This window comes from Algoriphagus sp. oki45 (genome assembly GCF_036245605.1).
In the GTDB taxonomy this organism is placed as follows: Bacteria; Bacteroidota; Bacteroidia; order Cytophagales; family Cyclobacteriaceae; genus Algoriphagus.
This window is the reverse complement of sequence record NZ_BTPC01000005.1, coordinates 162,553-186,411: the sequence shown is the minus strand read 5'-3', so window position 1 is coordinate 186,411 and position 23,859 is coordinate 162,553. Positions and strand designations below refer to the sequence as shown.

General features: G+C 44.6%; 22 protein-coding genes. 17 read left to right on the top strand and 5 right to left on the bottom strand.

What is annotated here, in order from left to right; all coding sequences use genetic code 11:
- A complete protein-coding gene (locus AAA942_RS18545; RefSeq protein WP_338221796.1) occupies positions 1-468 on the top strand; it encodes a heme-binding domain-containing protein in 468 nt (155 codons plus the stop codon).
- A 198-nt stretch (positions 469-666) separates the two neighbouring features.
- On the top strand, positions 667-1,728 hold the full coding sequence (locus AAA942_RS18540; RefSeq protein ID WP_338221795.1) for an alkane 1-monooxygenase: 1,062 nt from the start codon (positions 667-669) through the stop codon (positions 1,726-1,728).
- Here AAA942_RS18540 and AAA942_RS18535 read toward each other — a convergent pair.
- The 3 genes from AAA942_RS18535 to AAA942_RS18525 all read right to left on the bottom strand — a co-directional run bounded on the left by AAA942_RS18535 (position 1,725) and on the right by AAA942_RS18525 (position 4,266).
- A complete protein-coding gene (locus AAA942_RS18535) occupies positions 1,725-2,459 on the bottom strand; it encodes a class I SAM-dependent methyltransferase (RefSeq protein WP_338221794.1) in 735 nt (244 codons plus the stop codon). The two genes, AAA942_RS18540 and AAA942_RS18535, sit on opposite strands and share 4 nt — an antisense overlap.
- 79 nt (positions 2,460-2,538) lie before the next feature.
- On the bottom strand, positions 2,539-3,630 hold the full coding sequence (locus AAA942_RS18530; protein WP_338221793.1) for an endo-1,4-beta-xylanase: 1,092 nt from the start codon (positions 3,628-3,630) through the stop codon (positions 2,539-2,541).
- A gap of 93 nt (positions 3,631-3,723) precedes the next feature.
- Positions 3,724-4,266 carry a hypothetical protein gene (locus AAA942_RS18525; RefSeq protein WP_338221792.1) on the bottom strand — a complete coding sequence of 181 codons (543 nt, stop codon included), beginning with the start codon at positions 4,264-4,266 and terminating at the stop codon, positions 3,724-3,726.
- A 151-nt stretch (positions 4,267-4,417) separates the two neighbouring features.
- Between AAA942_RS18525 and AAA942_RS18520 the strand changes: the two genes are divergently transcribed.
- From AAA942_RS18520 to AAA942_RS18475, 10 genes are all read left to right on the top strand, one after another.
- Positions 4,418-4,996, top strand: coding sequence for a hypothetical protein (locus AAA942_RS18520; protein ID WP_338221791.1), 579 nt, complete (start codon positions 4,418-4,420; stop codon positions 4,994-4,996).
- 79 nt (positions 4,997-5,075) lie between these two features.
- Positions 5,076-5,507: a VOC family protein gene (locus AAA942_RS18515; RefSeq protein ID WP_338221790.1), complete on the top strand. Its 432-nt coding sequence runs from the start codon at positions 5,076-5,078 to the stop codon at positions 5,505-5,507.
- Positions 5,508-5,670: 163 nt separating this feature from the next.
- Entirely contained in the window at positions 5,671-6,624 is a 954-nt protein-coding gene (locus tag AAA942_RS18510) for a carbon-nitrogen hydrolase family protein (protein WP_338221789.1), read from the top strand.
- Positions 6,625-6,815: 191 nt separating this feature from the next.
- Positions 6,816-7,994, top strand: coding sequence for a hypothetical protein (locus AAA942_RS18505; protein WP_338221788.1), 1,179 nt, complete (start codon positions 6,816-6,818; stop codon positions 7,992-7,994).
- Between the two features lie 92 nt (positions 7,995-8,086).
- Positions 8,087-8,701: a DUF4230 domain-containing protein gene (locus AAA942_RS18500; protein ID WP_338221787.1), complete on the top strand. Its 615-nt coding sequence runs from the start codon at positions 8,087-8,089 to the stop codon at positions 8,699-8,701.
- A gap of 108 nt (positions 8,702-8,809) precedes the next feature.
- Positions 8,810-11,785, top strand: coding sequence for a type I restriction endonuclease subunit R (locus tag AAA942_RS18495; protein ID WP_338221786.1), 2,976 nt, complete (start codon positions 8,810-8,812; stop codon positions 11,783-11,785).
- Positions 11,786-12,049: 264 nt separating this feature from the next.
- Positions 12,050-12,445, top strand: coding sequence for a GxxExxY protein (locus tag AAA942_RS18490; protein ID WP_338221785.1), 396 nt, complete (start codon positions 12,050-12,052; stop codon positions 12,443-12,445).
- Between the two features lie 145 nt (positions 12,446-12,590).
- On the top strand, positions 12,591-13,859 hold the full coding sequence (locus AAA942_RS18485; RefSeq protein WP_338221784.1) for a restriction endonuclease subunit S: 1,269 nt from the start codon (positions 12,591-12,593) through the stop codon (positions 13,857-13,859).
- 25 nt (positions 13,860-13,884) lie between these two features.
- The gene (locus tag AAA942_RS18480; RefSeq protein WP_338221783.1) at positions 13,885-15,507 is read left to right on the top strand and encodes a type I restriction-modification system subunit M; all 1,623 of its coding nucleotides are present in this window, start codon (positions 13,885-13,887) and stop codon (positions 15,505-15,507) included.
- A gap of 422 nt (positions 15,508-15,929) precedes the next feature.
- Positions 15,930-16,928, top strand: coding sequence for a type II TA system antitoxin MqsA family protein (locus AAA942_RS18475; RefSeq protein ID WP_338221782.1), 999 nt, complete (start codon positions 15,930-15,932; stop codon positions 16,926-16,928).
- A gap of 326 nt (positions 16,929-17,254) precedes the next feature.
- Here AAA942_RS18475 and AAA942_RS18470 read toward each other — a convergent pair whose 3' ends face one another.
- Positions 17,255-18,625 (bottom strand): Gfo/Idh/MocA family protein, encoded by a 1,371-nt coding sequence (locus AAA942_RS18470; RefSeq protein WP_338221781.1) that lies wholly within the window; start codon positions 18,623-18,625, stop codon positions 17,255-17,257.
- A gap of 149 nt (positions 18,626-18,774) precedes the next feature.
- On the opposite strand from AAA942_RS18470, the gene AAA942_RS18465 reads away from it, so the two are divergent.
- From AAA942_RS18465 to AAA942_RS18450, 5 genes are all read left to right on the top strand, one after another.
- A complete protein-coding gene (locus tag AAA942_RS18465) occupies positions 18,775-19,632 on the top strand; it encodes a geranylgeranylglycerol-phosphate geranylgeranyltransferase (protein ID WP_338221780.1) in 858 nt (285 codons plus the stop codon).
- Between the two features lie 389 nt (positions 19,633-20,021).
- Positions 20,022-20,249, top strand: a complete 228-nt coding sequence (locus AAA942_RS20370; protein WP_445083358.1) for a type II toxin-antitoxin system RelE/ParE family toxin — start codon at positions 20,022-20,024, stop codon at positions 20,247-20,249.
- A gap of 259 nt (positions 20,250-20,508) precedes the next feature.
- Positions 20,509-21,591 (top strand): glutamate 5-kinase, encoded by a 1,083-nt coding sequence (gene proB / locus AAA942_RS18460; protein ID WP_338221779.1) that lies wholly within the window; start codon positions 20,509-20,511, stop codon positions 21,589-21,591.
- A complete protein-coding gene (locus AAA942_RS18455) occupies positions 21,584-22,825 on the top strand; it encodes a glutamate-5-semialdehyde dehydrogenase (protein WP_338221778.1) in 1,242 nt (413 codons plus the stop codon). Before proB ends, AAA942_RS18455 begins: the two co-directional genes overlap by 8 nt.
- Before the next feature lie 71 nt (positions 22,826-22,896).
- Positions 22,897-23,310: a rhodanese-like domain-containing protein gene (locus AAA942_RS18450; protein ID WP_338221777.1), complete on the top strand. Its 414-nt coding sequence runs from the start codon at positions 22,897-22,899 to the stop codon at positions 23,308-23,310.
- A gap of 1 nt (position 23,311) precedes the next feature.
- On the opposite strand, the gene AAA942_RS18445 is transcribed toward AAA942_RS18450, so the two are convergent.
- A complete protein-coding gene (locus tag AAA942_RS18445; protein ID WP_338221776.1) occupies positions 23,312-23,767 on the bottom strand; it encodes a hypothetical protein in 456 nt (151 codons plus the stop codon).
- Positions 23,768-23,859 lie beyond the last annotated feature (92 nt).

The following is a 23,859-nucleotide window of genomic DNA, read 5'->3' as shown; positions in this document are numbered from 1 at the left end:
ATGAAGGCCAGAACCTATCTCTTGGGCGGTTTGATTCTCATTTTGGGAGCAATCCAGCTGATTCCCAATGATCTTCCAGAAGTGCAAAGCACAAATCCCGGGGACATTTTTGTCAGCGGATTATTGGATGATGGCATGCATCAGATACTCAAATACACCTGCTACGATTGTCACAGTAATGAAACTGCCTACCCTTGGTATTCCCATGTGGCTCCTTTCTCCTGGCTGGTAGCCAAGGATGTAAGAGAAGGAAGGGATGAGCTCAACTTTTCTCTTTGGGCGGAGTATGACATGATGGAAAAGCTGAAAAAACTCGATGATATTTCCATCGAGGTCGGTGAAGGAGAAATGCCCATGGAAATCTACACGGTAATTCATCCCGGAGCCAAGTTAAATACCGAACAGGTAAAAGAGATAGTAGCCTGGGCCGAGAATGCCATGGATATCGTAGCCGAAGAGGAAGAATAAAGCAATCCGATCAAAAAATCTAAAGGAGCTGTATCATAACACGTTTAGTTGTCAACCTGAGCGGAATCGAAGGCCGTTTCCAGTTATCTGGAACACATTTCGATCTCGAGCCTCTCGTCTCTCAAGTACTCAATGTGACAAACTCTACTTTTGAGACAGCCCATTTCTTTTTTGATTGGTTTAGCTAAATTAGGCTCCATGAATCTCCGTGCTGCCAAATACCTCCTTGTCTACATCATCCCTTTGGTGGTGGCTTTCTCCCTTTGGTCGGCCAATGCCTGGTCTTATTCTGCCTTGATTTTTGTATTCGGCCTGATTCCTTTGGTTGAGCTTTTTACCCGTTCTTCCAGCAAAAATCTCGAAGCTTTGGAGGAAGAATTGGTCAAAAAGGACCGGGCCTACGATTGGATTCTCTATTTCTTGGTGCCGGTTCAGTATGCGATTCTGGCCTATTTCCTTTTTCAGATCAGTCAGGAAGGCCTTTCTATTTCCACCAAAATCGGAATGGCCTTAGCTTACGGGATGTCCTGCGGGGTCTTAGGCATCAATGCCGCACATGAACTGGGTCATAGGTCCACATGGTACGAGCAGTTGATGAGTAAAATGCTCCTGCTGACTACGCTCTACATGCATTTTTTCATTGAGCACAATCGGGGACATCACAGGAATGTAGCCACCGATGAGGACCCTGCATCCAGTCGGTTGGGAGAAAATGTCTATACTTTTTTTGTTAGGACCATCACCGGTAGCTACTTGTCTGCCTGGAAGTTGGAAAAAGAAAGGCTGGCTAAAAAATCAATCTCTTTTTGGTCACTGAAGAATGAAATGCTGAGATTTCAACTCATTCAATTAGTCTTGTTGGGCGCTATTTGGTTTGCTTTTGGTTGGGAAACTCTTCTCTTCTTTGGACTGGGAGCCCTGGTAGGAATTCTGCTTTTGGAAACGGTCAACTACATCGAGCATTATGGTCTGCGGAGGGAAAAGAAAAACGGGCACTATGAAAGGACTTTGCCCATTCACTCTTGGAATTCCAACCATCCCATAGGCCGAATGATATTACTCGAGCTGTCCCGACATTCGGACCACCACTACATCGCAAGTCGAAAATATCAAGTTCTCAGGCACCACGAAGAGAGTCCCCAAATGCCCACCGGCTATCCCGGAATGATGCTTTTAGCCTTAATTCCTCCGCTTTGGTTTCGCGTGATGAATGGAGAAATCCAACGATTCAATTCAAGTCTGGCACTGGAAAAATCCTAATCCACCCGCTCAAAAACCAAAAAATGCTGGATGCTGAGGAATTTCCCATTTTGGACTAATTTAAATCCATTGGCTTCCAGTTCCTTTTTTGCCTGGTTTACCGTCATTTTGTGAAGGGGCTTGATGGGAATCCAGTCATCTTCTCCCCGGTACTCGATCAAGATCAGTTTTCCCTTTGGCTTTAGTGCATTTCTGATCCCGGCAAGCATCTCTACTGGATACTCCAGCTCGTGGTAGACATCGACCAACAAGGCTACATCCACAGTGTTTTCAGGAAGGTTGGGCGAGGTTTCTGTTCCCATGATCGGTTCCACTTGGGGAAATCCCAATTCCTTGCTTTTGGTGGTCAGGTATTGAATGGCTGCATCCTGAATCTCCACTGCATACACCTTCCCTTCCGGCACTCTTGGAGCTATCCGAAAAGTAAAATACCCGGAACCAGCGCCTATATCGGCAACCACACTGTTGGCCTGAACGGGTAAGTTATCAATGGCTTTGGAAACATTCTCTTCCTTTTCCCTACTGGATCGTTCCAGCCAGGACATGCCCTCAAAACCCATCACAAAGGATATTTCTCTCCCCATATACACTTTTCCAATCCCATCAAAGCTGGCGTTTTTATAGGAGTAGACTCCCTCATTATTTCCGTTCTTGACAGAGGATTGGCCTGAACAGGAAATTGCCCATAACCCTAGAGAAAGGAAAAGTGAAAATCTATTTATTGGTTTCATAAAGCCTAAACCCGGATTTTGGGGAAGCTGTTTTAATCCCAAAACAGAGAATTAAACTCAGTAAATTCTCAAGCCCCCCTTAATCCTCAATAAATCCCTTTTTCAAGCCCTTCTCCCGATCAAATAGCAAGGGATAATTTGTCCTGCCTCGCACAGGCCAGTTGTTGAGCCAGCTGCTGCCATCATGCAATCCCCAAAAAGTAACCCTCGAGATTTTATCTCCGTGCTTTTTAAACAAAGCAAACAAAGAGGTGTATCGCGCGACCAATTCCTGCTCCACTTGGTGAGAAATTCCTCCCTTGTAGGGATTCCATTCTTCGGACTCGGCAAAATTGATGGACAAATCTGCCCCCTCCACATCCGAGGGCCTCGGGAGCACATCCACATCCAACTCGGTGATATGGACCTCAAAACCGGCCTCGTGAATATCCAAAATGGCCTGCTCGATTAGATCCAAACTGGGAAAATTCAACCGATAATGACCCTGCATGCCGATCCCGTCAATTCGAACACCTTTGGCTTTCAATGTCTTGGCCATATCCAAAATGGCTTTTCTCTTTTCCGGTTTCCAGACATTGTAATCGTTGTAAATTAGCTGAGCTTCCGGATCGATTTCATAAGCCTTGCGAAAGGCTCGCTCGATATAGTCCTCCCCGATTAGATTATACCAATGGGTTTTTCTCCATCGGCCATCGTCTTCAAAAGCCTCATTGACCACATCCCAGGCATCAATCCGTCCTTTATACCTTCCTACCAAGGTAGAAATATGGTTCTCCATGCGATTCAGGAGATTTTCCCTGTCCAAAAACTTCCCCTCACTGTCTTTAAAAACCCAATCCGGAGTCTGCTGATGCCACACCAAAGTATGGCCTACAATAAAAGCATCCATATTTTCACCCATTTCCACAAAGGCATCCCCAAAATCAAAGCGGTACTCCCCCTCTTTTGGGTGAACCGGCCCCCACTTGAGCCCATTTTCTGAGGTGATCGAACTGAAATGTAGCAGAAGCAAAGAGTCTGCCCCCTTTTCTGACCCATTGACCTGCCGCATATTGAGAGCCGCTCCGATGTAAAAATCATTTTCAAAATGATCTTTTATCCCCTGCGCTTTTGAGATTTGGCAGGAAAACAAAAAGACAAACGGCAGTAGGAAATGGAGCAGGTTTTTCATGTAGGAATATAAAAAAACCTTCCTCAAATAAGAGCAGGTTTTCCATCAACAGTCTTTAGCACCTGTTGCCGGAGAACATCTTTTTTCACTTCCTTAATCTTTGCCTCCACTTCCCTTGAATTGATCCTCTTTGTAGGCAAAAAGGACATTGAAGGTAGTCAGAGAGCCATAGCATCGGGTAATGTACTGCTGTAGCCCTACCCTGTCTTCGTCATCCAGTTTGGGATGGTTGTTGATGTTTTGCTCGAGGACTCGGAGCTTTTCGCGGACCATCACAATCTTGTGAAAAAAAGTCTCAATAGGAATCTCCTTACTCTGCAGGCTTTTATCATAGGGCTCGATGACCAGGGTACCGCCCATCCATTTTCCGCCCAAAGGAACCAAGGGAGCCCTTTCCGAGGTCGCCAAAAGGGCTTCCCGAATAGCTTTTTCTACGTCCTTCATCGTGAGCATGGGAAAGTCGGGTACTTTGGCTTCCTCCACGGTAAAGCCTTCGTAGTCCCGTGCGAGGGTTTTTACCTCTTCGATGGAGGAAAAGTAAATCTTGTAATAGCTGGCATCCACAGATACAATGACCCCGGATCCAAATTTGGGGTGACCTATCCGGCTTCCCACCCCCAGTTCACTTGCTGACATAGATTCAAAAGTTTGTTGTTACGAAAATAAAAATAGCAGAAGGATTCCCAAGAATTCACTCCAAATTCAATAGCTGGAAGGCTGTAACAATTTGCTGATTTTTGCATCAATGGGTTATGCTTCCTATTTTTCTTTCCAACCCAAAACGCTTATGAAATCATTCTTTGTCCAGGGCATCTCTGCCTTTCTTGGTTTTACCTTTTGGGGTGCCGGGATGGTCAAATTATACGAAGGGCACAACTTTATCCAGTGGATCGGACCACCTTGGTTGGTGGAGCGATTGGCTGAGTTTGATTTGGGGCTTTATGCACAGTTTATTGCATTGTGCCAAATCATCATCGGATTCATGCTCATCACTACCCGATACAAACTCCTCGGCGGAATCATGCTTATCCCGATGATTTTAAACATTCTAATGGTTACCATCTCCCAAAATTGGAGAGGAACTCCCTATGTCTTGGCAGTCTTGTTACTTCTTAATGGAATTTTGCTTTGGCAGTACCGTGATTATTTCAAGCCTATCGTTCAGGAAGAACCCATGAAAAACCCTAGCCGAAAAGCGCCAGCCAGAGCCTGGCAAGGGCATTTGGTCTGGTTGGCAGGATTGGGGCTTTGCTTGGGCTCCATTTCCGTTTCCTATTTTCAACCAACTTTTGCTTTTATCTTGGCTGCCTTGGGTTTGATTTTGGGGATTCTTTCCATGCGGGTGGATAGAATCTTCAAAACCTAAAGAAGCTCGCTTTATTTTTTCCCCATTCCATACCCAAAAACCTTAACTTTTACGCTTTCTTTCCCTAAACCCGAATACGATGAAATTTTATCCTTACCTCAATTTTGACGGCACCGCAGAGGAAGCCATGCGATTTTATCAATCCGTACTCGGTGGAGAATTCGAAGGCCCAATAGGCTACTTTGGAGAAATCCCCGGCATGGAAATTCCCGAAACCGAAAAGAGCCGAGTCATGCATGCCTCTCTTCGGATCAACGATCAGGTCAAAATCATGGCCAGCGACACCAGCCCAAGCATGGGGCATCACTGGGTGAAAGGCAATCACAATTACATCTCCATTGATGCTCCCAGCAAAGAAGAAGGAGAAAGATACTTTCGGGAACTTTCCCAAGGAGGAAGAGTAGAAATGGAGTACCAAAAAACCTTCTGGGGAGCTTATTTCGGCAGCTTTGAAGATCGCTTTGGAATCAGCTGGATGGTTAATTACGATCTGAAATCAGGAGAGGAATGATTCCTTGAAAAGTCTGAAAACCTTTAAATACATCAACAGCCAAGAATCAATTACCTAATTGGCTGGAAGACCGAAGACCGAAGCAGAATTAAATTAAGCAAGTTGGTTGCCTTGATCAGTCTAAATTTCTTCCCACGAGAAATCACCTTTATTTATCAATAGTATGTCAGCCCATAAACTAACAGTCGCTTTAGCCCAAATAGCCCCGGTGTGGTTGGATAAAAATGCCTCCTTGAACAAGGTCCTCGAATCGATGAGTGGAGCAGCCTCTCAGGGAGCCGAACTGATTGTATTCGGAGAAGGGCTAGTGCCCGGATATCCCTGGTGGCTCAGCATCACGCATGCCTCTGCATGGGACGACCTAGTCCAAAAAGAAATCCATGCTCATTATGCCCGAAATGCCGTGCAGATTGAAAAAGGCGACCTGAAATCCATCCAAGAAGCCGCCAAGAAGCATCAATTGGCTGTGTATTTAGGAATCATAGAGCGGCCGACGAACCGTGGCGGGCACAGCCTGTATTGCTCTCTGGTCTACATCAATCCTCAAGGGGAAATCTGCTCCGTCCATCGAAAACTCCAACCCACCTACGACGAACGCTTGACCTGGTCTCCTGGAGACGGCCATGGACTTCGGGTACATCCGCTGAAGGCTTTCACGGTTGGAGGACTGAATTGCTGGGAAAATTGGATGCCACTTGCTCGAACGGCTTTGTATGGCTTGGGAGAAAATCTCCATGTGGCTGTTTGGCCGGGAGCTGTCCGAAACACGGAAAATATCACCCGAATGATCGCTCAGGAAAGCAGGTCTTTTGTGATTTCCGTGTCCAGTCTGATGAGAAAAAGTGATTTCCTGCCCGATACACCTCATCTAGATGTGATTTTGGAAAATTGCCCGGAAGTGCTGGCTAATGGAGGAAGTTGCATTGCCGGACCGGATGGCAAATGGATTTTGGAACCGGTGGCGGATCAGGAAGGACTTTTGTATCAAACGATGGATTTTAATCGGGTGCTGGAAGAGCGACAAAACTTCGATCCGGTAGGCCACTATTCCCGACCGGATGTGCTTCAGCTTTCGGTGAATCGGGAGAGGCAAAGTTCGGTAGGGTACAGTGAATAGATAAGTCCCTCTATCCTGAAAGTGAGGAGAGTTTTTTCCTTACTTTTCACAAAATCGAAGGAAAAACCAACCTTCTACCACCCTAAATGAGCTAACAATTAGGAAAAAGTGACTTTTTTTCAGGAAAGTAGGAAGCGGTATCTGCCAAAATCCGGTAACTTTTATCTTATCAATTCTTTTACCCAATCACCATGGCTGCTTCTATTTCCGATTCCGAGTTTTCCATTACCCGAGGAGGATTGCTTTACAGGCTGCTGATAAAAATCGGAATCATCCGTCCCGAAAAGAAATCTGCAGGTGCCCAGATCATTTTTTTCATCGGGCTTTGCTATTTACCCTTGTTATTATTGTCTCTTTGGGAGGGCTATCATTGGGATAGCGGGATCGATGTCCCGTTTTTGAAGGAATTTGCCACGGCTATTCGCTTTCTCCTCGTAATCCCTCTGCTGATCATTGCTGAAGCGATTGTGGACAAACGAGTGAAGCTCACCTTGGGACAATTTGAGCGCTCAGGCATGATTACTTCGGAAAACAGAACCAAATTTGAATCCAGTAAGATCCAAGCGGATCAATGGACCGAATCAATCTGGGCAGATGTGGTGATTATTCTGCTTATTGTCCTCAATCTGCTGATAAAAAATAAAATCAACACCGTAGACCTGACTACCTGGGCATTCCCCTACGCAGAGGATCCATACCGGCATTCCCTTGCCGGCAATTGGGCGGCCTTTGTCAGTTTTCCGGTTTTTCAGTTTATTCTTTGGAGATGGATTTGGCGCTGGGTGATCTGGAGCCGAATGCTGAGGATGATCTCCCGTGCAGATTTGTCCATTATTCCGACCCATCCCGACCGCTCGGGGGGATTGGGTTTTCTTGGAGAACCACCCATGCCCTTCAGCATCTTCACTTTGGGACTAAGCTTGCTATTTTCAGCAATTCTGGCCGAGCGGGTGATTTTCCAGGGGCTTTTTCTGCAGGATCATTATGGAGTGATTATCCTCTTTGCTCTGATTTGTATTTTGATCAATCTGCTTCCTCTTCACTCCTTTATCCAGCCTCTGAATGCCGCACGGATCAAAGGAATCTATACCTATCATGCCCTGATTGCCAGGCATCACAGGGCCTTTGACCGGAAATGGATTCAGGATAAAGACCAAGCTCAGGAAGAGATCCTGGGCAGTCCGGATGCTTCATCGGCAGCAGATATTCAGGCCGTGTATGAGGCGGTGAAAAAAATGACCGTCTTTCCTTTTGATCTCAAAACCATGGCTGCCACCTTGGGGATCGTTCTATTTCCTCTTCTTTTCGTTTTTGCCTTGCAGATTCCACTTGCCGAGGTACTGAAAAAACTGATAGGAATTCTTTTCTAGCCTTTTGACAAACGAATCCAAAAACCCGGTAAAAAGAAAAGAGAATTGGATACTAGTCCGCTTTTCTCCAATTTTCTGAAAAATTGATCGGTATGAAGAGTTCGCTTTTTAAAATCCTCCTTTTAGTCGCTTTTATGATGGGCGTCTTCTTCCTTTTTCGGCGAAGTGAGGAAAGAAAAGAGCTCGAAGCCAACTCAGCCCTCATTCAGCAGCAGGTGGAGCAGGTGGGCAAACTCATCGTGACTGAGGGCAACTATGCCAAAATCTTCAGCTACCGCAATTCCCAAGGGCTGTTCTATAATCTGCTCAGCTCAGACAAAAAGGCCCTGATTCTGGTCAACGCCAAAGCCACCGTGGAATATGACCTCAGAAAAATCAGCACCGAAGTAGATCCCAAGACCAAATCCCTTCGGATCAAAAACCTCCCCGATCCGGTACTCAATATCTATCCCGATATCGAATACTATGACGTGACCCAAGGGTATTTCAACCCCTTCAGCGCTCAGGACTACAACAAAATCAAGCAATCCGTCACCGCCCAAATCCGCGCCCAAGTCGAAAAATCCGACCTAATGAAAAACTCCCAACAGCGCCTTCTCGAAGAGCTCACCCGCCTCTATGTCCTGACTCAATCCCTAGGCTGGACCCTGGTCTACGAGGAGCAGGTGATTGGGAATGAGGGGGAGCTGGAGAGGTTGGGGAAATAAAAATACTGAGCTCTCGGATAAAAATCCCGCTCTTGTCCAAAAAATGAGGTTTCTTAATTAAGAAATTCTTTATTTAGGGAGTACATTTTCTAAACCGATTTTTTTCAAATGAGTCCAGGAGTCAGTGAATCAGAAATAGAATACGGCCTAATCGGAAGGCTTCAAGACCTCAAGTACACCTACCGAAAAGATATCCGTGACCGCAAGGCCTTGGAGCTGAATTTTAGAAAAAAGTTTGAAGCACTGAATAAGGTCAGTCTAACGGATTCGGAGTTTGAGCGATTGAAAGACAAAATCATCCAACCGGATGTTTTCCTTGCCTCCAAACTACTTCGCCAAAAAAACGACTTTATCCGGGAGGACGGAACTCCCTTGGCTTTTACCTTGGTCAATATCAAAGACTGGTGCAAAAACGAATTTGAAGTCATCAATCAGCTTCGGGTCAATTCCCAAAACAGCAGCCATCGTTACGACGTGCTGTTGCTGATCAATGGAATACCGGTCGTTCAGATTGAACTGAAAACCCTCCAAATCAGCCCCAGAAGGGCTATGCAGCAAATCGTGGATTATAAAAGTGATCCCGGCAATGGCTACACCAATTCACTGCTTTGCTTTGTCCAGTTGTTTGTGGTAAGCAACCGTAAAGAGACCTACTACTTCACGAACAATAAGAATCAGCACTTTATTTTCAACGCCGACGAGCAATACCTGCCCGTCTACCAATGGGCGAAACCAGACAACAAAAAGGTAACGAACATCGACGACTTTGCGGAAGAGTTTCTGGCCAAGTGCAAACTGGCCGAAATGATCAGCAAATACATGGTCTTGGTCGAAGTGGAGCAAAAGCTCCTCATTATGCGGCCTTATCAAATCTATGCTGTCAAAGCCATCCTCAATTCCATAACCGAAAATCGTGGAAATGGCTATATATGGCATACCACAGGTTCTGGAAAAACGCTCACTTCATTCAAAGCTTCCACCTTACTCAAGGACAATCCCGATATTGCCAAATGCCTTTTCGTAGTGGACAGGAAGGACTTGGACCGACAAACGCGGGAGGAGTTCAACCGCTTTCAGAAAGACTGCGTCGAGGAAAATACGCATACCAGTACCTTGGTTCGCAGGATGCTTTCGGATGATCATGCGAATAAGGTCATAGTCACCACCATCCAAAAATTGGGATTGGCGCTTGACCCCAACAATCCCAAAAACTACAAGGAAAAGCTGGCGCCACTGAGTAAAAAGCGATTGGTCTTTATCTTCGATGAATGCCACCGCTCCCAGTTTGGGGATAATCACAAGGCCATCAAGGAGTTTTTCCCGCATGCCCAACTCTTTGGATTTACCGGCACGCCGATTTTTGAAGAAAATGCCAATTACAAGCAAATCGACGGAACAGTGGGAAGCTACGTGACCACGAAGGATATTTTCCAAAACGAACTGCCCAAATACACCATTACCAATGCCATCGAGGATCAGAATGTCCTCCGGTTCCATGTGGATTATTTCAAGAGGGATGGGAAAAATCTCCCCACCGTCAATGACCCGGCAACCAAACAGGCCATCATTGAAGCGATACTTGAAAAACACGAATCAGCCACTAATTTCCGAAAATTCAATGCCTTTCTGGCGACCAACTCGATCAATGATGCCATCGAGTACTATCACCTATTCAAAGCCATTCAAGTGCAACGATTGGCGACGAATGAAGATTACCGACCATTAAATATCGCCTGTGTATTTTCCCCTCCGGCAGAAGGAAACAAGGATGTGCAGCAGATTCAGGAAGATCTTCCCACCGAAAAAGCTGACAACCAAATCGCTCCCGAGGAGAAAAAACTGGCGCTCAAAGGCATCATCAACGACTACAACGAGCAATACGGCACGAATCACTCCATCGGGGAATTTGATAAATACTACCAGGACGTACAGCAACGGATCAAAGACCAAAAGTATCCCAATTCCGATGTACCCCATTCCAAAAAAATCGACTTGGTAATCGTCGTGGATATGCTCCTGACAGGCTTTGATTCCAAATACCTGAATACCCTCTACGTGGACAAAAACCTCAAGCATCATGGTTTGATTCAGGCCTTCTCCCGCACAAATCGGATTCTCAACGGAAGCAAGCCGCATGGTCAGGTAATGGATTTCCGCGGTCAGCAGAAAAATGTGGAAGATGCCATTGCCCTCTTTTCAGGGGGTGACATGGACAAAGCCAAAGAAATCTGGCTGGCGGAACCCGCTCCCAAAGTCTTTGAGAAATTTGGAAAAGCCTTGGAAGAGCTCACTAATTTAATGAAGTCCCATGGTGTAGAATGCAAGGCGGAAGAAGTAGCCAACCTTAAGGGAGATATCGCCCGGGCCCAGTTTATCGAGAAGTTCAAGGAGGTGCAGCGGCTCAAAACCCAACTGGATCAATACACCGACCTGACTCCTGAAATCAAGGAGCAAATCGAAAGCACACTGCCGGAGGAAGAGCTACGATCCTTCAAATCCGCTTATCTGGAAACTGCCAAACGACTCAAGGGTAAACAGGACGAAGGAAGCGAAACAACTCCTCCGGAGGTCGATGCTTTGGATTTCAATTTAGTGCTTTTCGCTTCGGCAGTGGTCGACTACGACTACATCATGAACCTTATCGCCAAGTACACGCAGAACAAGCCTTCCAAGCAGAAGATGACCCGGGAGCAACTGATCAACCTACTCAGCTCGAGTGCCAATCTGATGGAGGAACGGGAGGATATCACCGAGTATATCAATAGCCTGCAAGTCGGCAAGGGTCTAAATGTAGAAGAAATCAAAGCCGGGTACGAGCGCTTCAAAAAGGAGAAATCCGAAAAAGCGCTTAGGGCGATCGCCAAGGCCCACGGGCTGGACTTCGAAGCTTTGCAGGACTTTGTCTCAGCTATTCTTAACCGAATGATATTCGATGGGGATCAGCTGAGCGAACTCCTAGCACCGCTCGAACTAGGCTGGAAAGACCGCACCAAAAAAGAACTGGCCCTAATGGAACAACTGGGTCCTTATCTCAAAAAACTGGCCCATGGCCGTGAAATATCTGGATTAGCAGCGTATGAATAAGTGTCTGAACCATGATCAAGAAGGATTCTAGGATTACCTTGATGAATAAAAGGCTTCCCCTCAGAAAAATCAAGCAATCAAGAGAATCCCAAAAATCAAGGTTCAGACACCATAAACTGGCCCATGGCCGTGAAATATCTGGATTAGCAGCGTATGAGTAAGTGTCTGAACCATGATCAAGAAGGATTCTAGGATTACCTAGATCAGAAAATGGAATTCAATCACAAAAATCAAGTAAATCAACAAAATCAAGATTTTGACAAAATGGAATACCAAGAACTCACGCACAAGATCATTGGAGCTGCCATGGAAGTCCATAGATTATTAGGAAATGGATTTCAGGAAGTCATTTACCAGCGAGCTTTGGCTATTGAACTTGGGGAAAGAAATATAGAATTCATCCGAGAACAGGAAATGAGCATCCACTACAAAGGTCATGATATCGGCACTCGAAGAGTGGACTTTTTTGTAGAAGATAAAATCATGGTGGAAATCAAAGCCATAATCAATCTCGAAGACGTCCATTTGGCACAAGCAATGAATTACTTGGAAGCCTATAATTTGGAAATTGGCTTGCTGATTAATTTTGGATCAAAGTCCATGCAATTTAAGCGAGTGCATAATAACAAGGTCTTGAACCGTGATAGTAAAAAGTCTTGAACCATGATGAAGAAGGATTTTAGGATTACCTTGATGAATAAAAGGCATCCCCTCAGAAAAATCAAGCAATCAAGAGAATCCCAAAAATCAAGGTTCAGACACCATAAACTGGCCCATGGCCGTGAAATATCTGGATTAGCAGCGTATGAGTAAAGTAAATAGAAAAGGACTGACCCCAAATTTGAGATTTCCTGAATTTCTTTCGGAACCGGGATGGGATTTACCAGAATTAGAAGAAATCTCTGATCGAATTCAGGAAAAAGCTGGAGATTCTGAACTTGAAACTATAAGTATCTCCGCAGGAATAGGCTTTGTGTCTCAAAAGGAGAAGTTTAGCAGAGATATTTCAGGACAGCAATACAAAAACTATATAAAGCTAAAGAAAGGAGAATTCGCCTATAATAAAGGAAACTCGAAAAAATTTCCACAAGGGTGTATTTACAAGTTAAAGGAGTTTAATGAAGGAGCAGCACCAAATTCATTTATCTGTTTTCGATTTAAACCAATTGTGGTTCCTGATTTTTATCAAGGCTACTTTGAAAGCAATTTTCATGGGAAACAGCTTACCAAATACATAACAAGTGGTGCCCGAATGGATGGACTTTTAAATATTAGTCCTGACAACTTTTTCAAAATAATTCTTCCAACACCATCCAAAAAAGAAGAACAACAAAAAATCGCCGATTGTCTTTCTTCTTTGGATGAGTTGATTCAGGCGGAGACGGAGCGCTTGGACGCCCTCCAAGCCCATAAAAAAGGCTTGATGCAGCAACTCTTCCCTGCCGAAGGCGAAACCGTCCCCAAACTCCGATTCCCTGAATTTCAGGATAGCGGGGAGTGGGTGGAGAGGGAGTTAGGCGAAATAACAAGCTATGTTGATTACAGAGGCAAAACTCCACCTAAAAGCGAAAGTGGTGCTTTCTTGGTAACAGCTAAAAATATAAGGAATGGATATATTGATTACGAGGTTTCTAAAGAATATATACCATTACAAGCCTATGAAAATGTAATGAGTCGGGGTAAACCAAAAATGGGGGATGTGCTAATAACAACAGAAGCTCCATTAGGGAATGTGGCGACTATAGATGTTGAAGAAATTGCACTTGCTCAGCGTGTTATTAAATTCAGAGGAAAAAAAAACATTTTAGAAAATCCTTTTTTAAAACAAACATTTTTGAGCCCCTATTTTCAAAAAAAATTAGAGAAAAATTCTACTGGAAGTACAGCAAAAGGAATAAAAGGAAGTGTGCTAAGAAAATTAATAATTCTTTTTCCTTCACCTAAAGAGCAACAATATATTAGTTTATGTCTATCAACTCTGGATCAACAAATCTATGAACAAGAAAAGAAAATAGAATCCCTTAAATCCCATAAAAAAGGATTGCTACAGCATTTATTTCCTCAATTAGATTAAGCCCAAGCCGACCTAAGTACCCCCCATGACCAAACAAGACCAAAATCAATTAGGAAAAACCCTTTGGGATATTGCCGATCAGCTTCGCGGAGCAATGAATGCGGATGACTTCCGGGATTACATGCTTTCCTTTCTCTTCTTGCGCTACCTGTCTGACAATTACGAAACAGCCGCTAAAAAGGAATTGGGAACAGACTATCCTAGTTTGCCTGCAGACGATCTTCGGACCCCCCTGAAAGTTTGGTACGAAGCCAATCCCCGGGATGTGACAGAATTCGAAGGCCTGATGCGTCGAAAAATCCACTACGTGGTCGAGCCACAGTTCCTCTGGTCCCATATAGCAGAACTGGCAAGAAAACAAGACCCTGACTTGCTCAGTACTTTAGAAAAAGGATTTAAATACATCGAAAACCAATCCTTTGACAGCGCCTTCCAAGGACTATTCTCCGAGATCAACTTGTACTCGGAAAAACTTGGTAAAAACCATACTGAGCGGAATGAACGCCTTTGCGGGATCATTCAGAAGATTTCCGAAGGCATTTCCCAGTTTTCCACTTCCGCAGATACCCTAGGTGATGCTTATGAATACCTGATTGGACAGTTTGCTTCCGGTTCGGGAAAGAAAGCCGGAGAATTCTATACCCCACAGCAGGTTTCTACCATCCTCTCGGAGATTGTGGTATTGGATAGCCAAGACCCTGCTTCCGGGAAAAAATCCAAGATCAACAAGGTGCTGGATTTTGCCTGTGGTTCAGGTTCCTTGCTCCTAAACGTACGCCGCCACATGGGAAAAAACGGCATCGGCAAAATCTACGGGCAGGAAAAGAACATCACTACCTACAACCTTGCCCGGATGAACATGCTCCTTCACGGAGTCAAAGACACCGAGTTTGAAATCTTCCATGGGGACACCCTGACCAACGATTGGGCTATCTTAAATGAAGAAAACCCAAGCAAGAAAATAGAGTTTGACGCCATCGTCGCCAATCCACCCTTTAGCTACCGTTGGGAGCCTAAGGATTCCTTGGCGGAGAATTTTCGATTTAAGAATTACGGCTTGGCTCCGAAGTCGGCAGCGGATTTTGCCTTTTTGCTTCATGGATTTCACTTCCTAAGTATGGAAGGAACCATGGCGATTATCCTTCCACATGGGGTTTTATTCCGGGGAGGAGCCGAAGAACGCATCAGAACCAAATTGCTGAAAGACGGACATATCGATACCGTCATCGGACTTCCTGCTAATTTGTTTTTCTCAACTGGGATACCGGTTTGTATTTTAGTACTTAAGCGCTGCAAGCGATTTGAAGACGTGCTTTTTATCAATGCTGCCGAGCATTACGAAAAAGGAAAGCGGCAAAACGTCTTGAGAGAAGGCGAAGACGGTGAACCAAACGACATCCGAAAAATCGTTGAAACCTATCAATTCCGAAAGGAAGAGGAACAATACTCCCGACGGGTTTCCATGGAAGAAATCGAGAAAAACGACTGGAATCTAAATATCTCCCGCTACGTCAGCACCACCCAAGCTGAGGAAATCATAGATCTGGAAGAAGTCAATGAAAGACTCATTGCGATTGGTAAAAGAGCTACCGAAGCTAGAGAGAAGCATAATCAATTTTTAAGGGAGTTGGGGTTGAGAGAGATTTAAACTTTAAAGGTTAATATTTTTAAAATAATTTGCTTTTTAGAACTTTAACGTGATATCTTTGCCGAACGACAACGCAAAAAGAGAGGAAGTTGAAAGCTTTCTTAGAAGCTTCAGGGAGAAAAAAAAGACGTTCGAAATTACTTTTATCGATCGTCCCAAGAACAAACAAGCTTTGCTTGACCTTGAGCTCCGAGCCATCGATCGAGAAAAATTCATCCACCAATTAAAGGTTGAGGATTTTTACAGAGGCCCAATCCCTGAGGATTGGTATGGAAGTAAGGAAATGTGGGAATTTGGAAAAGAAATAAAAGGGCATGAAGTCTATATCAAAATTTGCTTGGGTCCGCCAAATTCCAATGTGATATGCATTTCCTTTCATATCGCAGAGTACAAAATGACCTATCCTTTTAAACCCACTTAAGATGAATAGCCCAATTACCGGAAAACCAATGAAAGTCCATTCGGAGGTTCAGACATTGAATTTTCGAAAGGAGGAATTTCAAGTGAGACAGCGATTTTATCTCTGTGAAGACAGTGGTGAGCGATTTACTACTACCGATCTAGACGAGCTGAATCTTGACCTCGTCTATAATCTGTATAGGGCTAAGCATCGGATCCCAACTCCTGAAGAAATTAAAGAGACCCGGGAGAAGTATGGAATTTCAGCCATTAAAATGAGTGAGATCTTGGGTTTTGGACAAAATAGCTATGGTCTATATGAGCGAGGTGAAATTCCAAACTTATCTAATGCCAAATTACTAAAGCTGGCTTCAGATTTAGAAAGTTTCTATCAATTAGTGAATGATTGGGAAACTCAGGAGTTCAGGCAAAAGGAAAACTTGCTAAGCAAAATTGAACGCCTAATTAATGAGGAAAAACAAGGGTTTGATTATCTGGAACACTATCTAATTCAAGAGCAATCAATGAATGAATTGACTGGATTTAGAAAACCTTCGTTGACTAAATTCAAAGAAATGGTTGTTTATTTTTCTCATCAAATTCCTTCCTACAAGACCAAGATGAATAAGCTTCTGTTTTATGCAGATTTCCTGTTTTTCAAAGATTTCGGAAAAAGCATAAGCGGGCTAAAATATAAAGCTATTCCCTATGGACCAGTACCAAACATGTACGAGACGATTTTTGAAAACTTAGCAATTACAGATACAATTGATATTTTTTTCGAGCCTAAAGAAAATGGAAGCAGGAAAGAAAAGTTAGTGGGGCGAAGCGACAGGCCATTTAATCCGGATTTATTTAATCCAAACGAATTGAGTTGCCTGGAAAAAATTGTTCTAAGGTTTAAAGATGTGTCTCCAAGGGAAATTGTAGAAATAAGCCATTATGAGCCAGCTTGGTTGGAAAATGAAAAAAATAGAGACTTTATTTCTTATGAATTTGCGATTGATTTAAAGGCACTTTAATTCCGGTTCCCTGACTGAGTGTAGAATAAGCGTTTGACTAGAGGATTGGAAAAGATGAGGAGGTGAAGCTTTTTCTCTTGAATAGGATTGGGCTAAAGCCCACATATCACTAATCATCCCCTCTTTCCTCCCGCTAAAGCAGGAGGCAATTCATAGCTTTTGAATGAATAATTTTTGCTAATTCCTAAACTGGGAATAACCTAAACCTCCTCTCTGCGTTCTCTGCGCGGTGAATAAAAAAATCCCGCGAAGCCTTAGCCCCGCGGGATAAATCATAAATCCGAAATCAAATATCCGAAACTTGTACTGAGCTTATCGAAGTATCGCTAAGCTCCTCTCCCAATCACCGCCAAAGGAATATCCGTCAGGTCCTGAACCTTGATCGGTTTGCCTTGCTCGATGGACTTACGGGCGGCGATGCCTACAAGGCAGGACATGGCCCCGTCCCGGCTTCCCGCAGACTGTCTCCATGGATCAGGCGCATTGGTGTCCAAGAATAGTTTATCCTTTAGTCGGGTATCTCCTCCCCCATGACCTCCTCCTCCCTGAGGTACAGTGATGAGGTAACGCTCACCGAAGTTTTTCACTAGGACGATTTCGTCTTCGTTTTTCTCATCCCAAGGCTGTCTTTCTTTAATCCAGGCTTCCAGTCGGCCTTTGGTGCCGTTGAAGGCAATTCGATAGCCTTCGTAGGGAGAATAGGTGGTAAGCGAGTAGCTGACCTGCACCTTGTTTTTGTACTTGATCTGCACGGCCATCTTGTCGTAGATATCGATGCTTTCGCGGAATACACAGCCATCCCGATGGTAGCCGTCGTACTTTTCGTTGTCCACATAGAGCTTGGTGAGATGATCGCTTTTGGTGATGTCCCAGTAGAAATCGCATTTGTTGGCATGAGGACAGCCCCGGCAGGTCGTGGATCGGAAGGGACCGTTTTTCCCATAAAACTCCAAGGAACCATAGGCAAACACCTCCTCCGGATCGGAATCCAGCCACCAGTTGAGCAGGTCAAAGTGATGCGTGGACTTGTGCACCAGCAGAGTACCTCCAAACTCCCGGTGTCCATGCCATCTGCGGAAATAGTCCGCCCCATGAGACGTGTCCAAGTACCAGTGGAAATCCACCGAAGTGATATCCCCGATCTCTCCGGCACGGAGGAGTTCATAGAGCTTTTGGCGATGGGGTGAGTAGCGGTAGTTGAAGGTGACGATCAGCTTTTTACCCGACTTGCGCTCGGCATCGAGGATGGCCTGCATCTTTTGCTCGTCGGTAGTCATGGGCTTTTCGGAGATCACATTCATCCCCGCCATTAGCCCTTTGACAATAAATTCATGATGCGTGCTGTCCATGGTGGTCACAATCAGCACGTCAGGCTTGGTTTCGCTCAGCATCTTATCAGTATCCAGGAAAGTAGGACAGCTCACTCCCATGTAGGATTTGCCATAGGCCAAGCGGCCCTCATTCTTATCTGCCAAACCCACAAATTCTATTTGATTTTGATAAGCACGGACCACTTCTCTTCCCCACATGGCAAGTCCCCGAACACCGGTACCAACGAGGGCCAATTTCATTTTTTCTCCGGGCCGATCAAAAATCGAAAGGGCCTGAGCTACCGGATGAATAAACATCGAGCCGGCCAATGCTCCTCCTGTCTTGGCTATGAAATCTCTTCTGGACTGAAGCAGTTTACTTTTCATGGTCTTTGAGTTTTATTGTGATTTCAATTTAGGAAATTGAAAAAAGGAAGGAATAAAATTTTACGGAATCGATTTTCCTTTTCCAGAAAAGGCAAAAAATCCCCCTCGGCTAAGTTTTTCATCTATTTTTACACCCAAGAAATCCAAAGATGGAACGGACACTCTCAGTACGGGGACTTTTCAGAATCAGCAGACCGATCAATCTGCTCTTGGTAGCATTTGCTCAGGGGATGACTGCCTATTTTCTGGTGGAAACCAACGCGCAAGGTCTGCCCGTCCTTCAGGATTACCGATTGTACCTTTTGATTTTGTCTACGGTCATTATCACCGCAGCTGGCTATATGATCAATGACTATTACGATGTCAAAATCGATTATGTCAACCGACCCCATGAAGTGGTTGTAGGCAAAGTCATCAAACGAAGGGTGGTCTTGGTGCTCCATACTGTATTCAACTTTACTGCCATAGGATTGGGCTATCTGATTGCCCCGAGAATGGCCTTGATCAATTTCTTCGCAGCTTTTTTGCTTTGGCTGTATAGCAATCGGCTGAAGCGCGAACCCTTCATCGGGAATCTGACCGTGGCCTTTCTGACCGGACTGGCGATCTATTTGGTGGCGTTTTACTACCAGAAAAATGAGCTTTTAGTATTTACCTATTCCATGTTTGCTTTTTTCTTAAATCTGATCCGGGAAATCATCAAGGACATCGAGGACCGTCCCGGAGACCGCAAGCATGGCTGCAGGACCTTGCCTATTGTAATTGGCTTTCGCAAAACCAAACAGGTCATCTTTGCCATTGCTATCACATTTGTAGGAGCAATTTTGACTGTGACTTTCCAAATCAACAATTCCCACCTATTCGTGTTTTTTGGGGTTTTGGGGATAGTCTTCTGCTTATTTATGTGGAAGGTCTATCGCTCTGACCGAAAAAATCACTTCACCCAACTCTCCGCTTGGGCTAAAATCCTGATGCTGATGGGGACAATGAGTATGGCTTTTCTTTGATTTGAAATTTTAGGTTTGAGATTTGAAATCGAAGATGGTAAGGATTCTCTTTAATCCTATCACGCGAATAGTTAAATTTGATTTAAACAAAGATTAAAGATTATGGGTGCGCTACAACTTAAATCAGACCTTCAAAAGATCATAGAACGAATTGACAATGAACAACTTTTGCAAACAGTCTATGATTTCCTTAAGCAACGAGAGAATTCAAAGGAAGGCGAATTCTGGAAATCCTTAACAAAGGAGCAAAAAAAGGAAATCTATCTTTCCTACGAAGAATCTGAGGATGACGAAAATTTGATCGCCTGGGAGAATTTAAAGAAAAAGTACTGATGGAAGTCTTTGTCACTCCAAGGGCTGAAAAAAATTTTGATTCCATCATGGAGTAAATTAAAAAGAATTGGGGCGATAATTCTGCAAAAGAATTTATTCAAAAAGCGGATGAGTTTTTTAAAATTCTGAAGGTCCAACCTCTGATTGGCCAAGTGGAAATAGACGATATCCGAGGATTCCAACTTTCACCCCAAACAAGAATTCTTTACCGAATCAGGGGAAGTAAAATCATCATCTTGTCATTTTTTGACGTTAGAAAAAATCCAAAGAAAAAGTTTAGATGAAGTGGTTGGATAGATCCAAAATCCTGATGCTGATGGGAACAATGAGTATGGCTTTTCTTTGATTTAGGATTTAGGATTGGGGATTTACGACATCTCGAGGAACTCCAACCATTTATCTCAGCGCGAAGCGCTTTATTTCGATTGTATTTCCATCTTATTTCCACCCTATTTCAAGCTAATTTTCATTCCTCGACTCAAAAACCATTTTTTTTAGCAACTCCGCACCGAATCCCTTACTTTCATGCAAATTTTCTAACAAATGCTGGATTCCAAAGTAGCGGTGATCAAAATCGGGTCCAATGTCTTGACTCAATCCAACGGTATTCCTGACCTAGACCGAATGGCTCATTTGGTGGCCCAAATCCAAGGATTGATTGCCAAAGGAAAGAAAATTGTACTCGTGAGTTCAGGAGCAGTGGCCTTTGGTCGAGAGTCCATCGCTTTGCCTGAAAAACTCAACCCTGTCTTCAAAAAGCAGATTTGGGCAGCCACAGGACAGATCAAGCTGATCAACCAATACCAAGATCTCTTTGGAAAACTCGGACAGCCCGTCGCACAGATTCTTGTCACCAAAGAGGATTTTCGGGATCGAAAGCATTTTCTCAACATGAAGAACTGCCTCGAGGCTTTGCTTCAGCAGGGCATTTTGCCCATTGTAAACGAGAATGACACGGTGACCATCACCGAGCTGATGTTTACCGACAATGACGAACTAGCCAGCCTGACCGCCGCCATGCTCAATGCTGACACGCTACTACTGCTCACCAATGTGGATGGTATCTTTACCGGGCCTCCTTATGAGCCCGATTCAGAGCTCATCGAGCGCGTCTCCTCTTCTATGCCGGAGATGACCCAATACATTTCTGCCACCAAGTCTTCCTTTGGCCGGGGTGGGATGCTGACCAAATATGCTATGGCCAAAAAGTCTGCAGATTTGGGCATCCAAGTAATCATCGCCAACGGGAAAAAGGAAGGAGTCCTGGAGGAATTTGCCAAGAAAAGTCTCCGATGCACATGGTTTGAACCCAAAAAGGTAAAACAGGCCGCAAAAAAATGGCTGGCCCACGGTGCCCAATACTACAAAGGCGAAGTCTTCATCAATGAGGGAGCAAAATCCTCGCTCAGTTCTTCAGTCATCCGCAGCTTGCTTCCCGTTGGGATTATCAGAATTGAAGGAGAGTTTTCCAAAGGAGATATTCTTTTGGTCCGTGATGAAAACGGGAGGAAATTAGGCCTTGGCAGAGCAGAATACTCTTCCAAATTGGCACTCGAAAGAATAGGCTTAAAAAACCAAAAAGCCCTGATCCACTACGATTACCTTTACCTCTTTGACCATGAGTGAATACCGTTCCATTTTTGAATCCGTCCAAAAAAACAGCCGAAAACTGATTCATTTGGAAGATGCACAGATTCGGGCGATCCTTTCCGATTTGGCTGAATTGGCCGAGGAAAAGACTCCTTTTTTGCTCTCGGAAAACCAAAAAGATCTCGATCGCATGGATTCGGAAAACCCCATGTATGATCGTCTTCTTCTCACCGATACCAGAATCAAGGGAATTGCGAATGAAATCAGACAAGTAGCCGATTTGGAAAGTCCTTTGGGAATTGTTTTGGAAAAGAAAAGCCTGGAAAACGGACTGGAATTGACCAAGATTTCCGTGCCATTGGGAGTGATCGGGATTATCTACGAGGCTAGACCCAATGTGACTTTTGATGTATTTTCACTCGCTTTGAAGTCAGGAAACGGATTGGTTTTGAAAGGGGGATCGGATGCAGACTTTTCCAATCGGGCCATCATGAGCTTGATCCATGAGGTGATGGGAAAGCACGGGTTTCCCAAAGAAGCTTTTCAACTTTTGCCCCCTGACCGAAAGGCCACCCAAGCCTTGCTGGAAGCGGTGGAAATGGTAGATGTGATTATCCCAAGAGGATCCCAAGGTCTGATAGATTTTGTCAGGCAAAATGCCAAAGTACCTGTCATCGAGACCGGAGCGGGAATCGTCCATACCTACGTGGACGAAACGGCTGATTTGGAAAAGGCCAAGGCTATCCTCTTCAATGCAAAAACCCGACGGCCCAGTGTCTGCAATTCGCTGGACTGCATGATTGTCCACCAAAACCAACTTCCAAACCTGGAAAGCCTAATCCTACCGATGCTCAATCATGGGGTGCAGGTTTTTGCAGATTTTCAGGCCATGGCTTCCCTGCCATCTCATCCTCAAATCCAAGCTGCCGAAAAGGAACATTTCGGAACGGAGTTTCTCAGCCTCAAATTGGCAATCAAAACCGTCTCCAATTTGGATGAGGCTTTGGACCATATCGTCCGATACTCTTCCAAGCATTCGGAAGCTATCCTTTCTGAAAGCAAGGAAAACACTGCCCGATTCCTCAGGGAGGTGGATGCAGCTGCTGTCTACGCCAATGCTTCCACGGCTTTTACGGATGGGAATCAATTCGGTCTTGGGGCGGAAATTGGTATTTCTACCCAAAAACTTCACGCACGGGGCCCCATGGCACTGCGCGAATTGACCAGCTACAAATGGCTGATCCAAGGTCAGGGACAAGTCAGAAGTTAAACCGGCCTTTGTGCCCTAAATCACCAAAAATGATCGGGCGTTCATCCTAGCTTTGTGTCAAATCTTATCTTATGAAATATCTGTCCGCCCTCATTTTGGCCTCTTTGATTCTGTTTTCTTCTTGCTCTGGCGAAAAAACAAAGCAAGAAACAGCCGTTTCCAGCACCAAAGCAGAAGTGATCAATCTCAACCCCAAGGACTTTCAGGAAAAAAGCTCAAATGGGATCATTTTGGATGTGAGAACTCCCGGAGAGATCGACCAAGGGAAGATTGCCAATGCCGTAGAACTTGACTTTTACCAATCGGACTTCCTGTCCAAGGCTTTGGAATATCCCAAGGATCAGGAAATCTACCTTTACTGCGCTGTGGGCGCACGAAGTCTGGAAGCAGCAAGAATGCTCAGTCAGCAAGGCTTTACCAAGGTCTACCACCTTCAGGGTGGCATACAGGCTTGGTATCAAAGCGGTCTTCCGATTGCTCAATAACTCAATACACGTCCAAAATCAGGTAGCGAACGCCTGCATGCTCAAAAGCGTCACCGGTCTTTTTCCCTTTCATCGAGGAAAAAATCGGAGCCTTGTTAGATATTCCGTAGAGGCATTGACCATTGACCTCAACCAATTCCACTGAGGTAGAGATAAAAAAGTTCCGCTGATCGGTGATGACCACTGCTCCAAGTTGGACTTGGTCATTTTCCACATCCGCATCAATATTTTCCAAAACCCGAAGTTCATTTTTCAAAAAAGTCAGCTCCTTTTCCATTCTCACCAGCATTTCATTCCGTTCAGCACCTCCCCGATGCTCTTGGCTGGCTATTTCCGAATGATCCGTGATTTCGTTTCTGAGGGTTAATACCTCTTTTTCAAAATCATCGATGGTCAACTGCTGCTTGATCATGCAGGCATGGAGAATACTGGGCTTGGCGATTCGGGTCGTAGTCATGGGATTCTTGTTTTCAACTTCTCAATACTACTCCCAAATCATGGGAAGAAATATGATGAAAGTCAGGCAAAAAGATGATTTGAGAAAAAGAT

Excerpts from the sequence above, each read along its gene's own strand:
- AAA942_RS18450 (WP_338221777.1), top strand. The coding sequence starts at position 22,897 with ATGAAATATCTGTCCGCCCTCATTTTGGCCTCTTTGATTCTGTTTTCT.
- AAA942_RS18445 (WP_338221776.1), bottom strand. The coding sequence starts at position 23,767 with ATGACTACGACCCGAATCGCCAAGCCCAGTATTCTCCATGCCTGCATG.
- AAA942_RS18535 (WP_338221794.1), bottom strand. The coding sequence starts at position 2,459 with ATGAAACCAATAAATAGATTTTCACTTTTCCTTTCTCTAGGGTTATGG.
- AAA942_RS18500 (WP_338221787.1), top strand. The coding sequence starts at position 8,087 with ATGAAGAGTTCGCTTTTTAAAATCCTCCTTTTAGTCGCTTTTATGATG.
- AAA942_RS18530 (WP_338221793.1), bottom strand. The coding sequence starts at position 3,630 with ATGAAAAACCTGCTCCATTTCCTACTGCCGTTTGTCTTTTTGTTTTCC.
- AAA942_RS18455 (WP_338221778.1), top strand. The coding sequence starts at position 21,584 with ATGAGTGAATACCGTTCCATTTTTGAATCCGTCCAAAAAAACAGCCGA.
- proB (WP_338221779.1), top strand. The coding sequence starts at position 20,509 with ATGCTGGATTCCAAAGTAGCGGTGATCAAAATCGGGTCCAATGTCTTG.
- AAA942_RS18510 (WP_338221789.1), top strand. The coding sequence starts at position 5,671 with ATGTCAGCCCATAAACTAACAGTCGCTTTAGCCCAAATAGCCCCGGTG.
- AAA942_RS18520 (WP_338221791.1), top strand. The coding sequence starts at position 4,418 with ATGAAATCATTCTTTGTCCAGGGCATCTCTGCCTTTCTTGGTTTTACC.
- AAA942_RS18525 (WP_338221792.1), bottom strand. The coding sequence starts at position 4,266 with ATGTCAGCAAGTGAACTGGGGGTGGGAAGCCGGATAGGTCACCCCAAA.
- AAA942_RS18470 (WP_338221781.1), bottom strand. The coding sequence starts at position 18,625 with ATGAAAAGTAAACTGCTTCAGTCCAGAAGAGATTTCATAGCCAAGACA.
- AAA942_RS18540 (WP_338221795.1), top strand. The coding sequence starts at position 667 with ATGAATCTCCGTGCTGCCAAATACCTCCTTGTCTACATCATCCCTTTG.
- AAA942_RS18545 (WP_338221796.1), top strand. The coding sequence starts at position 1 with ATGAAGGCCAGAACCTATCTCTTGGGCGGTTTGATTCTCATTTTGGGA.
- AAA942_RS18475 (WP_338221782.1), top strand. The coding sequence starts at position 15,930 with ATGAATAGCCCAATTACCGGAAAACCAATGAAAGTCCATTCGGAGGTT.
- AAA942_RS18505 (WP_338221788.1), top strand. The coding sequence starts at position 6,816 with ATGGCTGCTTCTATTTCCGATTCCGAGTTTTCCATTACCCGAGGAGGA.
- AAA942_RS18490 (WP_338221785.1), top strand. The coding sequence starts at position 12,050 with ATGGAATACCAAGAACTCACGCACAAGATCATTGGAGCTGCCATGGAA.
- AAA942_RS18495 (WP_338221786.1), top strand. The coding sequence starts at position 8,810 with ATGAGTCCAGGAGTCAGTGAATCAGAAATAGAATACGGCCTAATCGGA.
- AAA942_RS18465 (WP_338221780.1), top strand. The coding sequence starts at position 18,775 with ATGGAACGGACACTCTCAGTACGGGGACTTTTCAGAATCAGCAGACCG.
- AAA942_RS18515 (WP_338221790.1), top strand. The coding sequence starts at position 5,076 with ATGAAATTTTATCCTTACCTCAATTTTGACGGCACCGCAGAGGAAGCC.
- AAA942_RS18480 (WP_338221783.1), top strand. The coding sequence starts at position 13,885 with ATGACCAAACAAGACCAAAATCAATTAGGAAAAACCCTTTGGGATATT.
- AAA942_RS18485 (WP_338221784.1), top strand. The coding sequence starts at position 12,591 with ATGAGTAAAGTAAATAGAAAAGGACTGACCCCAAATTTGAGATTTCCT.